Source organism: Limnospira indica PCC 8005 (assembly GCF_000973065.1).
Lineage (GTDB): Bacteria > Cyanobacteriota > Cyanobacteriia > Cyanobacteriales > Microcoleaceae > Limnospira > Limnospira fusiformis.
On sequence record NZ_FO818640.1, the window covers coordinates 3,714,195 to 3,728,081 of the forward strand.

General features: G+C 48.6%; 8 protein-coding genes and 2 pseudogenes. 8 read left to right on the plus strand and 2 right to left on the minus strand.

All coding sequences use genetic code 11. From position 1 onward, the window contains the following. Positions 1–6: 6 nt before the first annotated feature. Positions 7–883, minus strand: a pseudogene (locus XZ46_RS16230) (IS630-like element ISAtsp1 family transposase). A gap of 58 nt (positions 884–941) precedes the next feature. Between XZ46_RS16230 and XZ46_RS29835 the strand changes: the two are divergent. Beyond that, a pseudogene (locus XZ46_RS29835) lies at positions 942–1,229 on the plus strand (transposase); the annotation flags it as partial. Positions 1,230–1,362: 133 nt separating this feature from the next. On the opposite strand, the gene XZ46_RS16235 reads toward XZ46_RS29835, so the two are convergent. Next, positions 1,363–8,403, minus strand: a complete 7,041-nt coding sequence (locus XZ46_RS16235; protein WP_008056146.1) for a LamG domain-containing protein — start codon at positions 8,401–8,403, stop codon at positions 1,363–1,365. A 453-nt stretch (positions 8,404–8,856) separates the two neighbouring features. Here XZ46_RS16235 and XZ46_RS38340 point away from each other — a divergent pair, with 453 nt between their 5' ends. The 7 genes from XZ46_RS38340 to XZ46_RS38345 all read left to right on the plus strand — a co-directional run bounded on the left by XZ46_RS38340 (position 8,857) and on the right by XZ46_RS38345 (position 11,216). Next, positions 8,857–9,486 (plus strand): hypothetical protein, encoded by a 630-nt coding sequence (locus XZ46_RS38340; RefSeq protein WP_228116361.1) that lies wholly within the window; start codon positions 8,857–8,859, stop codon positions 9,484–9,486. A 55-nt stretch (positions 9,487–9,541) separates the two neighbouring features. Beyond that, positions 9,542–9,790 carry a hypothetical protein gene (locus XZ46_RS16245; RefSeq protein WP_006624831.1) on the plus strand — a complete coding sequence of 83 codons (249 nt, stop codon included), beginning with the start codon at positions 9,542–9,544 and terminating at the stop codon, positions 9,788–9,790. Positions 9,791–9,871: 81 nt separating this feature from the next. Continuing rightward, entirely contained in the window at positions 9,872–10,012 is a 141-nt protein-coding gene (locus tag XZ46_RS36820) for a PIN domain-containing protein (protein ID WP_008056147.1), read from the plus strand. 33 nt (positions 10,013–10,045) lie between these two features. Then, on the plus strand, positions 10,046–10,255 hold the full coding sequence (locus XZ46_RS36825) for a PIN domain-containing protein (RefSeq protein WP_008056148.1): 210 nt from the start codon (positions 10,046–10,048) through the stop codon (positions 10,253–10,255). Positions 10,256–10,399: 144 nt separating this feature from the next. Continuing rightward, on the plus strand, positions 10,400–10,558 hold the full coding sequence (locus tag XZ46_RS35450; protein ID WP_006624828.1) for a hypothetical protein: 159 nt from the start codon (positions 10,400–10,402) through the stop codon (positions 10,556–10,558). Positions 10,559–10,589: 31 nt separating this feature from the next. After that, on the plus strand, positions 10,590–11,039 hold the full coding sequence (locus XZ46_RS16255) for a type II toxin-antitoxin system VapC family toxin (RefSeq protein WP_006624827.1): 450 nt from the start codon (positions 10,590–10,592) through the stop codon (positions 11,037–11,039). A 72-nt stretch (positions 11,040–11,111) separates the two neighbouring features. Further along, positions 11,112–11,216, plus strand: a complete 105-nt coding sequence (locus XZ46_RS38345; protein ID WP_396442575.1) for an NACHT C-terminal alpha/beta 1 domain-containing protein — start codon at positions 11,112–11,114, stop codon at positions 11,214–11,216. The last annotated feature ends 2,671 nt before the right edge of the window (positions 11,217–13,887 follow it).

A 13,887-nucleotide genomic window follows, 5' to 3' on the forward strand; every position in this document is an offset into this window, starting at 1 on the left:
AGGTGGTTAGGACGCAGCTTTGAGAACGGAATCCATGGCATCATGGAGAGAATCAAACTGCTCACGTGCAGTGGCGAATACGGGCTTTCAGCCACGATCAACATTTCTCTATCTTGTTGAGGTCTGGCGAATAAGGCGGAAGATAGAGTAAACGGCATTGAGCTGCCTCCACCAGTTCAGCAATCCGTCCCCCTTTATGAAACGTTGCATTGTCCAATACTAGAGTCTGACCTGGCTTCAATGTTGGAATTAAGATGAACTCCAACCACAACTCAAACACTGTCCGATGACAACAACCCTCAAAGCTAAAGGGAGCTAAGAGTTGTTGATGACACCATGCGGCTATCATACTTACCCTGCCCTGCCTCTTCCCTGATTTGAGTGCATGGAAGCGTTTTCCTTCCTCGCAGTAACCATAAGGGTAATCCGAGTCCTGACTATTCATGCCGGCTTCATCGAGGTAGACCACTTCTTCCGGCTCCATCTGTTCAATCTGAGCCATAAACTCCTCTCGCTGTTGCTCATCACGTTCTTGGTAGCCGTAAGTTTTTTTTCTGGTGAAGCCAATTTTCTTCAAGGCTCTGGATATGGTGCGAGGAGAGATGTCGTCATCCCAAAGTTCAGCCATTTGAGCTGCTGTTTTGTCGCCATGCTCTTGGGCAAAAGCCTTGAATTTTTGCCAGTCGGTAATTTTGTGGTTATTGCCAGGTCGGTGATGAGGTTTAGGGAGGAAGTCTCCGGTCTGTGCTTTTCTTTGCAGCCAGAGATTAATGGTGTTCCGGCTGACATGGAAAACTTGACTGGCTTCTGTTTTGGGCATACCGTCTAGTTCAATGGCATCAATAACTTTTTGTCTGAGGTCGTAACTATAGGGGGCTGGCATTTTTGGTCTTCTTAGTCATCTCGTCCTCTCCATTATACGTCCTAAGTGTTCTGTCTTGTGCTATAATCGGACAGTGTTTTAGTTGTGGTTGGAGTTCATCTTAATTCCAACATTGAAGCCAGGTCAGACTCTAGTATTGGACAATGCAACGTTTCATAAAGGGGGGCGGATTGCTGAACTGGTGGAGGCAGCTCAATGCCATTTACTCTATCTACCACCTTATTCGCCAGACCTCAACAAGATAGAGAAATGTTGGTCGTGGCTGAAAGCCCGTATTCGCCACTGCATTGAGCAGTTTGATTCTCTCCATGATGCCATGGATTCCGTTCTCAAAGCTGCGTCCTAACCACCTTGACTAATGCTATAACTGGATTTGATATGATTCGATCCAACCAAAATTTCCAAATCATCCGGCGATCGCCCTCAATCAAAAAAGGAGAGGAAATTATTTCCCCTCCTTTTAATGATCTAATGATCGACTATTTCTGCTCTTTCAACAAGCCGAGGATAGTATCCAGTTTTTCCTCAAGTTTTTGGTTTTTATCCTCCAATTTGGCAATCTTATCCAACAGTGCTTGATTTTCTGAAACTTCAGCCGCCACCCGCAATTTACGCACATCCCGACCAAAGCCCATCAAGGCCGGACGTTCTACATAGGTGACCCGGTGCAGCACCCGCCAGGCTTTGTTGGGTTTACCCGCCTGGGTCTGGCGCAGTGCCCGCGCTTCTTCGTCGTTGCTGCGTAGCCATTCGGGATCGACTACATAGTTGAAGAAGTCTTGGAAGTGATCGGTGCTGCCTTCCAGGTAGAAGCTCATAAACCGATAGCGATCGACTTTTTCCCCAGGCAGAATGGGGCGATCGTTGTAGTCGGTGATGCCTTTATATTCCAAACCACTCAGGTCTACACTCAACTCAAATCCCTTGCTTCGGGCTTCAGTTTTGGTCATCGTTTGGGTCAGGTTTACAGTCGCTTGGGCGGTGAGTTCTGCCGTAGCCATTGCACCAAACTTGGCTTCTGCCCCCAAGGCTGCATTCATCGTAAATGAACCACCAATGGTATGTTCCACTGTGTTGGCAAAGCTTTGCTGTTCTGAGCGCAGCCCACCATCGGCATCCCACACATAGGTATTGACAATGTTCCGTTTCGCAGCGCGAATTTGCAGATCTTCCATCCGTTTCTGCCAACCGGCAAAGCTTTCTGTTGCTTGAACCTGCTTCTCTTGGTCGGTGATTTTGCTCTGAATTTCCGCTTGTTTGGCTTGGGTAGCCTGGCTCTGTTTATCCACATTGGCATTGGCATTGGCTTGGAGATTTTGAAGCTTTGCCGCATCGGCTGCTTTTTTCTCCTCCTCTGTCATCTCGGTGGAGGGTTGGTCTTCCTCTCGATGAACGCCAATCGTGCTAGGCGGTGGGCCGCTGTCAATGTTGCGATCCAGGGAGGCTTCATCTAAGAGGCGCGCATTAAAGTTAGAGAAGTAAGATTCTCGGCGCTTGTCCTCAGCTTCAATCTGTTCTTTCAGGTCGTAGGCTTCTTTGAGGCGGTAGTAGCTGGCTGGATAGAGGGAGCCATATTGCGATCGCATTTCGGGAACGTGCTTGAAGAAGCGATCGCTGGTGGCGCTGCTGCCGGTCATCCCATCCAGACTGCCGTTCATGGTGTAGGCCGGGTTCATCAAGAAGGTGATGGTATTGACATCTGGCGGCAGACCTTCGACGGGACGCACCTGGTAGCCCACCATCTTGCCGCTGCGGGCTAGGCGGGTCACAAACACATCGGAGATGGCCGAGACTACTAGGGCATAGCCAATATTCTTGGGAATAAAGCGGGTGCCGAGATGAGGGAAGTGGGGCTTCACTTCAGGGGTTCCCCGCAGTTCCAGTCTATCGGTCAAGCTGAGGGACGAACTGGAGGTAATGTTGCTCTCGTTTAAGAACTGGTAGCTGAAGTCAAAGTTGCCTTTGAACCCGGCCCGCATGGTGGCCACTCGGGTCGTGAATCCGAGACCCGCTGCGGCCTCGGTCTCGGCCCCGGCAAAAATCTCTGCCGCTGCACCCAATCCGCTATCTTGGGCGCGGTTCCAGCTAAAGTCCACATCTTCCGACATGGTCAGCTCCACCGAGGTGGCACCGTTGTAGTCTTCTTCGATGGTCAAGTTCTCGCTGGGAACGGGTGGTGGCCCTTCGATGTACCCCAGCAGGGTTGGGGCAAACTGGGCATTGCCAATCCACTTCAGTTCCAGGGTTTCGATTCGCTTATCCGGCAGCAGCGTGGCCCCATTGATGGTGGGCGCACCCAGGAAGCGCCGCATGATTGCGGCCTTGCGCTTGGTGGTTGGATCCAGGGTAACGGTGCTGTACTCCGCAGAGACCAGGGCATCGCCGCCAATGGGCAGGGTATTGTCTGCGGTGGTCAGTGCTTCATGAACTGTGCCATGGCGGTTGCCCGCTAGGTCTTGAACCTTGCCAGTGTTGCCTTCCATCTTGATTTCATTCAGTGGATAGTAGGCAACCAAGTTAGGTTCCTTGCCGCCGAGGCGGGTATTCATGCCTGCTTGAATTTCATCCTGGGTACGGGCAACATTCCAAATTCGAAGATCGGAAACTTGAGCATCTAGATATCCATCCTGATCCCAATTACTTCGTCCAATGTAATTTCTCGTGCGATTAATACTATTCGGCAAGTGGCAGATTCCTGAGCGGAGAAGTTGACCGTCCTTATAGACTTTGGCATTGCCGGAAGCGTCAATAGTCGCAGCGAGATGTGTCCATTCTCCAAGTGTCAAAGCGTCTGCAACTTTGATTGTCTGGCTAGAAGAGCCTCGAAAGACAACAATCTCTAAGTTATTGGTTCCGGCGAAATTGGCTAACAGAATGTTATCTGCACCAGGGCCATTGCCAAAATCAATAATTCTTGAATAGTACTTGAAACTCTTATGGCACACCCACACTTCCACGCTGAATCCTTTTGAGTAGTTAATATTCATTTCAGGCAGGGTAATGTGGTCATTCACGCCATCAAATTGCATCACTGTATGCCCAGGATTGCCGATAGGTACCGTAGAGGCCCACCAACTAGTACCGGATACCGTGCCATTGTTGCCGTTGCCAGAATGATCGCGAACTTCTACGCCCGTCGCTTCACTCATGGGATAGTAGGCCAATAACCCTGGTTCATTACCACTCAGTAAGGTTTTGCTGTTAATAGCAATTTCCTCTTCACTGAGAACACCACTCCAGATGCGAACTTCGGAAAGCTTGCCAAAGAGTTGTCCTCCTTCGAGGAAATTGCCAATGGTGTAAACAGGCTCACTAACTTTTAGCATTGCTGCCTTAATGGCTTCAAGCTTTTGTTTGGCAGCAGCGTCATTAGGAGTTTTTCTCAGATCCTCTTCGGCATCGGCTAGGGCCTTGGCTTTGGTGTCACCTACCTTTTTGCCGTCGATATAGAACAGGGTAGTAGCTCCTTTGCCTACTGCTGTCAAGTGATGCCAGCCAGGGGACAAGGTGTCAAGATTGAAACCACAATCAAAGAAGTATTGACCCGAGATCATGTCTCCTAGGTAAATTCCCAACTGCTTACCATGTCTGACAAGAATGTGATGCCCTTTAGGATTTGCACGGGTTAACGTATTCCACTCCTGTGTTTCGGGCAAAGGATAGACAAACCAAGCTTCCATGCTCCAATCCATGGGTAGGGGCAAGGCTGCTTTTAGGGTCAAGACACTATTGCTGACGTTGAAGTTGAGACAAGCTCGATGGGCATCAGGAATCCACTGTTCAAAGGCCGCATTTCGACTATCAGCAGTGGCATCGTAGTTGGTTTGCCGCATCCGTCCCTGATTATCAAAGTAACTCAGTTGGACGTTCCCTTCACAGGTTTCTAGGGTATGAAGCCGACTCGCTGGCTGCACGAATCCAAGTAATGCTCCTTGAGTCACTAAGTCATTGCTATCCTTGGTGATGTCAGGCATTGTCTGGGGTTTGACCTGAGAATCTTCGATAGACTTAAGAAAGTCTGCATTCAGAGTATTTATCTCTGTTTGCAACTTGGTTAGCAGAGAAATCACCTCGGCTAATCGTTTTTCCCACGCCTCCTTTTCTCGATCACCAGCACTTAATAGTTTTCTACTTGTATGCAATAGGGCTCTCTTTTGTTTGAGTAACTGAACTATCTCTTCCCATGTCTGGCGAGCTTTTTCGATTTCATTGTTGACTTGCTCTTCTGTTCTTATGAGTTTCCATGTAGAGTTACCAGAAGATGAGGAGTACATTCTTATTGTTGGAAATGAGCCACTATAATCATAGTGACAAAACCAACCGTTGTATGTCGTTTGGATCGTGTAGTACCCTTGATCTGCCCTGGCAAATTTCCATTTAGAGCCAGTACCAGAAGCTGAAGAGTACATTCTTATTGTTGGAAATGAGCCACTATAATCATAGTGACAAAACCAACCGTTGTATGTCGTTTGGATCGTGTAGTACCCTTGATCTGCCCTGGCAAATTTCCATCTAGAGCCAGTGCCAGAAGCTGAAGAGTACATTCTTATTGTTGGAAATGAGCCACTATAATCATAGTGCCAAAACCAACCGTTGTATGTCGTTTGGATATGACACAAGTAATTGAAAGGATTGTTCACTTCATGATCATAATTCAATTTACAGTCTTGTTCTTGAAGTTCAAGACTTTGAACTTTAATGGTCAACTCATTAACTTGTCTTCTGATTAGTTCGAGATTTTTAAGTCCTGCCAGCTTTTCTTCTAGCTCCTGTTTTTCATTTTTTAGCCTTGCTTCTTGTATCTCCTTCCGCTTCAGATTTTGCAAATTTGTTGTCAACGTAGCCTGATCATTGGCCAAAGTTGCTAGAGCTACGTCATCGGTATATTTCGCCGTTGTAATTGCGTCCGACAGCAGACGAATGCGGTGCTTGCGGATCTCCAAGGCGTTCCAGTTGCCCTGTACCTTGGCAATCTCAAAGGAGCGTAGAAGACTGATCTCGTCAGGAATCGTTAGGGTACAGGAAGCCCGATACCAGCCGTTCCCCAGATCTTCAAACTCATCTTGCACCGCCGAGACCGCAATGGTGTCGTTAGCGCTGCGGCTGGTTTTGCCCCAGTGAGAGAAGGTGAAGATCTTGGTACCTTGCCCCCGACCATCGGCATTGTTCAGATCCGCCAGCGTCACTGGTTTGGCAGCATTGACTTTGAACTCAAAGCTTTCTTCATAGGTAGCGCGTTGGCTCACAGCAAATAGGTCAGAATTGCTATATTTCACCGCATCGGCTCCGCTGGCCAGCTTACGGCTGAGGGTAGCGGCACTGACATAGGGATCACCATAAACGGTGCCCTCATTGCCATGGATAGAGAAATCGCTCACCTTGCCTTCGGCAAGGCCACCCAAACGCCAATATCCTTCCAGGCCCACCTCTTTGCCCCGCAGTTGCAGGTACATATTGTTTTTGATGGTGTCCGCACTTTGGGGCAGCGACCAGATCCGTACCTCGGCCAGATGCCCAGAGAAAAAGTCTTGGCCTACTTTTCCGAACTGATAATTGCTGGATGGATCACTGTAAAGCTTTTCCGGTACATCCTCAACAACAGCAAATTCCACACCATTTTTATAGAACCTGAAACGGTTGCCATCTTTCACCCAGGCTACATGAACCCAAGTCTCCGCCTGGTCAAAAAAGTTGTCGAAAGTGCCGCTCAAGACAGACTCTTGGCTGGGATCACCAAACGCCATGTAATGCAAGCCGCCGTTGTCAGGCGCAATCCACAACGAAGGTTTCCATAGATCATTGCCCATCACAGCTTGGGTTGCCCCAGTATTGATCTGTGTCGGCTTGATCCAGACAGAAAGGGTGAAGTTCTTGTTTTTGCCAAAGGGATCGGCAATTTCGATATAGTCGTTCACGCCATCCAGCACAATGCCGCGCCGCTTGCGAGAGACAACTTTGATGTTGACGGCTTCCCCTTTAGCCCACCGCCGCTCGATCACAAAGTGATTATCATCAACGGTCTGCACGGGATAGGTATTGTCATAGCTATCGGTGCCGATGATCTGCACCTCATCCCCATCCTCAAGACCGTGGTAATCGCAGGTAACGCGCAGTTTGCCGTCAGCGGTCTTTTCATAGGCGGCAATCATGCCATCAAAAATTAAGCCTGCCTCCTCTAGATCTTCCTTTTCCCAATAGCCTAAGTTATCGGCGGGGGTAGGTAGCGTAATCTCGAAGGTACGGTCGTCGATCTTCTGAGCCCCATAGAGCCCCCGTAGATCAGGGGTTCCGGAGATTTTCACCAGATCGCCGTTGGCCAGTTGGCCCGCCTCTCCTTCGGTGGATACCATCACCAGGTCTTCGGCATCATCGGCATCAGTACCCAGGGCCAATCCACGGATCACCCCCAGGGGTGGTGGGGTTTGGTCGGCCAGGGCTTTGACTTCATCTAGGGTATTGAGGGGCAGCAAAATTTCCCGCTGACGACTGCGGGCAATGGTGCGTTCAGGGGTTTCATCAATTTCAGACAGGGTGCCATCTCCGGCAATGGCAAAGCTCAGGGCTGCAACCCCTTTATCAGTGGGGATAGCGACCATCAGTTTAGTGGCGCTCCGCAGCAGTTGGGTATCCCCAGCTTGGGTTTCCTGTTCCTGTTGAAGATCGTACTTGGTGGCTGACAGACCATTGGTAATGGAAACCCCATCAATATCCAACGTGCGCTGGATAATCCCTGGAATCTTCTTGGGCACCAGACTACCCTCCGCCTCTTCGTAAATGGTGTAGTCTTTGAGGTCGAAGAGACCTTCCTGTGAGGCGCGTAGGGTCGTCAGTTCAACTTTTTTAGTCTGGCTATTGTAGGCAAAGATATGCCACCGATGAACATCATTTTCAATCGTGGGCACTACTACCACAGAAAACCAACCTTTGTGCAGGTTGCTGACCAAGCAAAGTTCCGTTGTGGGTTCATAGAAGAAATTACCATTGGCATCCCGGAAGTCGAGGGTATCAACATTGCTGAGGCCGTTGTTACCCATCGCCATCGTTTTAGTCGGGATATGCTTTTGCCGACTCCGCTTAAAGCGAACTTCCAGTTTGCGGTTCAGTTTGTTGGCCATGCCATCCAACACAAATCGATCCACTAATAGCGTATTGTTTGTAGATTGACGGAACACATAAATATGATCAAGGGCCGCGATCGCCTGAACGGGGGCAACGGCTGTCATACCTTGGGTCGAGTAGCGCGATCGTAGCAAATAGCGACTTGGATCATTCTGATAGGTGAGTTCAGCTTTCTCCTGTTCAATCACCGATTGATCATCCACCTCATTGGGGAATTCCAGAGGTTGCCAGGTTTCCCATCCGGTTCTTTGGTCGGCAGGGGTATTCAAGTAGCTATCTTCAAAGCCATCTTGCTTCACCGTATAGAAGACCTTACCCTCGGTATCGGTGCCGAATACGACGACCTTACCCTCATGGGTAATTGTACTAATATGTTGGAGTTTGTCTTTTGTTAGGTACATAAGTTCCTGTTTTGTTGAGAGATTCTACATTGTTAGCCAAGGACACGATCGCCGCTTCCTGGCCCGATCGCTCCCCTTGCAGTTGTCACGATGCTGATCACATTTTCCCTGATGCCAGTTTGGGGCTGGGACTAACGAAAAAACTCATCCCCCTTCAAAAAAAAGAGTGAATCCTAGTCGTTCTGTCGGTTACTGCACCCGCAAATGGGACGAGAAACTATCGGATAATTTTTTAATACCTTAGCCTTCAAGCGATGGCAGGAAGTCGATTCTTTATATTTTTTTAATAAAGTCATGGAGCTGCCCGCAGAAAAGCGGCCACAGCTCCGTCAGGCCATCGAGAATTGAAATTACCTGGACATCAGGGGCAGCCGGTTTATGGATATATTTAAACTCTTAATAAACTCGGACTCATTAGCCTAATTTTAACCGATAATTTACGGATGTTTTGGGATGAGCCGGGTGGTGGACAACCGGTTCCGGGACGGCGTGGCGGTGGGCGATCGCTCCGCCGTGGAGAATCCCACCGACGGATGGGGCGCGGACTACCTGTGGATTGGCGACGTGACCGAACCCTTCACCCTCACGGGCTGCAGCAAACCGCCTCAAATCGGCTCTGGCTTACCCAATTCAAGTGGTGAATTGGGAAACGCAACCTGTCCCCGAACCCACCCTGGCGATCGGTTTGGGGGTCGGAGCCCTGGCTATGACTCGCCTGCGCCGCCGCAACAGTTGATCGGCGATCGCCACATCAAAACCCTAAAACGCGCCCCACCTCCTCCCCCACCGCGCCATCCTCTTCGGCGGCGAAACATTTTCCACCCCGACGAAACCCACCCCAGAAGCGATCGCGAAGGGTCTCCACAGGAGAATCGCGAAGCGTTGACCCAGGAGAATCGCCTTTTGCCAAACACTGACGGGGGTAATCGCCATAGCTTTAAACAGCGAGGACCCCCTAGAAGCACCATTAAAAGGCTTCCCCCCAATAAGCGCGAATCTGATATCGGGGTTCCGGAAGCGTTGACCCAGGAGAATCGAAACCGGGTTAGGGGAGATTGGAGGATTCAAGAACCCACTTTCTGACCCTTAGCGGCAAAACTAGCTAAAATGTCAACAACCCCTAGCCCCCAACTCAAAAATGACTCAAACTCTTGATATCAACGGACTCACCCCAGAACCAATCGAGCCAATTCAAAAGATGATAGAAACCTTTAAAACTATTAATCAACAGCAGAAACAAGGCGATCGCCCACTAATAACTGACTCCACCAGCCCCCTCACCCAGGCTCAAAAAATAGTCAAAAAATATGGGAAAAATCGCAACCTAACAGAGGAACTGATTCAAGAACGCCGTCACGAGTCTATAGCAGTCCTAAATGATTTATAACATCTTCTTCTCCCCTCTCCCGTTCTGGGAGAGGGGTTGGGGGTGAGGGTCTTCCACAACTGATTTAGGATTGCTATATCCATGAGTAATGTAATCATGGATGCCTCTGCCATATTAGCATTTCTCAATCAAGAAAGCGGGAGTGAACAAATAACAGACTTGATTGACAATGCAACGATTAGCACCATTAATTTATCGGAAGTTATTGCTAAATTGGCATAAATTGGCATCTCAGAACCGGAGATTTGGCAAATTTTGTCCGACTTGAACTTAAAAATTGTTCCCTTTGATGAACCGCAAGCTCATATTGCTGGTATGCTACGACCCATCACTAAACCTCTAGGCTTATCCCTAGGCGATCAGGCTTGTCTAGGCTTGGGTCTTGTTCTCAATCAACCCGTAATCACCGCAGACCGCCAATGGAGTCAGCTAAATCTCAACCTCGAATTTCGAGTGATTCGGTAAAAAGGTTTCCCCCCAATCAACCGAATCTGATATCCGCCATTGAAACCGGTTTAGAGGAGATTTAAGCAGCAAAGAAACTCGGTTTTTGACCCTGGGCCGCAAAATTAGCTAGAATGTCAGCAACCCCTAGCCCACGACGAAAAAATGACTCAAACTCTTGATATCACCGGACTAACCCCAAAACCAATCGAGCCAATTTATCTAATGATAGAAATCTTTAAAACTATCAATCAACAGCAGAACAAATCAGCCCCAGAAAATCTCTCGGAATTAGACCGGGATTCCTGGTTTTTTGAGAGCTAAATTCTCCCACCCTTTAATCGGACGATGCTTTATGGCAGGGGAAGCTCAACGAATTTATCTGGATATGAACATCCTGGCTTATGTTGCTAATACCAAAGCCCCTCAACATCAAGCCGCCTTAGAAATATTTAGACCGACCGACAGGGAAATTTTGTGTGTCTCATCGCAGGTTTTAGCGGAATTTTACTCCTATATTACTAATCCCGCTATTTTAGCCACGCCTTTACAGCCAACGGAAGCAATTATCCGCATTAACCGGATTTGTCAGATGCCCCATATCTGCTTACTTTCAACTCCGGTGGATCTGTTTGAAGGTTGGATTGGTTTATTGGCAGAAAGACCTGTAACCAATGGAGGAGTTTTTGATTTACTGCATATTTGGATCGTGTTAGCCCATGAAGTGAACAGCATCTACACGTTTAATATCAAGGACTTTTCTTGGTGTTCCCAAATTGAGGCGATCGCTCCGAGTCACCGTTAATCAACCCACCCAGAATCATCGCCTTTTGTCTGACGGGGGAAATAGCGATCGCGAAGCGTCTCGGTAGAAGCGATCGCCTTCCTCACGGACGACCCCCTAGAAGCGCCCTTAAAAGGCCTTTCCCCCAATCAACCGAATCTGATGTCCGCCATTGAAACCTGGTTAGGGGAGATTTAAGCAGCCACCCAGAAACCCGGTTTCCGAACCCTCACCCCAAGTTCTCAAATTCGCTAAAATATCAGCAAAGTGCGAGACGTTTAGGAGTTCAATAGGGCTGAGATGCCCGAAATAACCTCCTAGTGGGGACTTCAACCCCTTGGTTGAATACAAGACAACTCGTTTCTGACCATCCCCATAACTGTTTATATGTCCCGACGTTTTGTATCACAAGATACCAAAACCAGGCAGGGAACCCCAGGTCAACATACTTTGTAATAAATCCTAACAATTTGTTACAAAGTATGTTGAGGGTAAAGGCGATAGCCACCCCCAGTTTCGGGAATCACAACTCTGGGATTGAAGCGGGGAACGGAAGGCGTGAAGTAGAACCTACTACCAAAAGCGACCACTGCCAACCATCCATGATTAGGGAAACCGAATGTCCGGCTTGAACCATCGTAAATATTTAGTAGCGGAATAAGTTTTTATACGCTGCGATCAAAAGAGCAAGGGGAATAGTAGGGGACTTTTGCAACTACCTACACAGACCTTTAAAAGTACCCCGGTGGAGAGGACAAATCTAAAGATGGAATGCCCATATAAACGGAACGTTGTAATCCCTCTAAGGCTCTGATTATCTGGTCGAGGTAATCAGTAGTGATAAGTGTAAGCGGATGGTGCGAGACGTTCGGGTATGAAATAGGGCTGAAATGCCCGAAATAACTACCCGGTGAGGATTCCAGCTCCGAATCTGGATATAAGGAGACCTCTCCTGACCATCCTCATAACTGGTTATATGTCCCGACGCTTAGGGAACTAAGCAAGGCAGGGAACTCAAGGTCATAAACGAACTGAGAAATCAGGGAGTAGAGAGTAACGGCGATAGCCACCCCCAGTTTTGGAAATCATAACTCCAGGATTGAAGCGGGGAACGGAAGGCGTGAGGTAGAACCTACTACCAAGACGCGACCACTGCCAACCATCTATGATTAGCAAGACCGAATGTCCGGCTTGAACCATCGTAATACACTAGCAGCGAAATAGGTTGACACGCTGCGCTCAAAAGGGCAAGGGGAAAAGTAGGGGGTTCGTGCGACTACCTATACAGACCTTTAAAAGTACCCCGGCGGAGAGGACAAATCTAACGATGGAATGCCCATATAATCGGAACGTTGTAACCCCTCTAATGCTCTGCCTATAAACCAGTGAGTAATGCTATTCACAAGGCAGTAGTGAAAAATGTAAGCGCATGGTGCGAGACGTTCGGGTATGAAATAGGGGCTGAAATGCCCGAAATAACTACCCGGTGAGGATTCCAGCTCCGAATCTGGATATAAGGAGACCTCTCCTGACCATCCTCATAACTGGTTATATGTCCCGACGCTTAGGGAACTAAGCAAGGCAGGGAACTCAAGGTCATAAACGAACTGAGAAATCAGGGAGTAGAGAGTAACGGCGATAGCCACCCCCAGTTTTGGAAATCATAACTCCAGGATTGAAGCGGGGAACGGAAGGCGTGAGGTAGAACCTACTACCAAGACGCGACCACTGCCAACCATCTATGATTAGCAAGACCGAATGTCCGACTTGAACCATCGTAATACACTAGCAGCGAAATAGGTTGACACGCTGCGCTCAAAAGGGCAAGGGGAAAAGTAGGGGGTTCGTGCGACTACCTACACAGACCTTTAAAAGTACCCCGGCGGAGAGGACAAATCTAACGATGGAATGCCCATATAATCGGAACGTTGTAACCCCTCTAATGCTCTGCCTATAAACCAGTGAGTAATGCTATTCACAAGGCAGTAGTGAAAAATGTAAGCGCATGGTGCGAGACGTTCGGGTATGAAATAGGGCTGAAATGCCCGAAATAACTACCCGGTGAGGATTCCAGCTCCGAATCTGGATATAAGGAGACCTCTCCTGACCATCCTCATAACTGGTTATATGTCCCGACGCTTAGGGAACTAAGCAAGGCAGGGAACTCAAGGTCATAAACGAACTGAGAAATCAGGGAGTAGAGAGTAACGGCGATAGCCACCCCCAGTTTTGGAAATCATAACTCCAGGATTGAAGCGGGGAACGGAAGGCGTGAGGTAGAACCTACTACCAAGACGCGACCACTGCCAACCATCTATGATTAGCAAGACCGAATGTCCGACTTGAACCATCGTAATACACTAGCAGCGAAATAGGTTGACACGCTGCGCTCAAAAGGGCAAGGGGAAAAGTAGGGGGTTCGTGCGACTACCTACACAGACCTTTAAAAGTACCCCGGCGGAGAGGACAAATCTAACGATGGAATGCCCATATAATCGGAACGTTGTAACCCCTCTAATGCTCTGCCTATAAACCAGTGAGTAATGCTATTCACAAGGCAGTAGTGAAAAATGTAAGCGCATGGTGCGAGACGTTCGGGTATGAAATAGGGCTGAAATGCCCGAAATAACTACCCGGTGAGGATTCCAGCTCCGAATCTGGATATAAGGAGACCTCTCCTGACCATCCTCATAACTGGTTATATGTCCCGACGCTTAGGGAACTAAGCAAGGCAGGGAACTCAAGGTCATAAACGAACTGAGAAATCAGGGAGTAGAGAGTAAACGGCGATAGCCACCCCCAGTTTTGGAAATCATAACTCCAGGATTGAAGCGGGGAACGGAAGGCGTGAGGTAGAACCTACTACCAA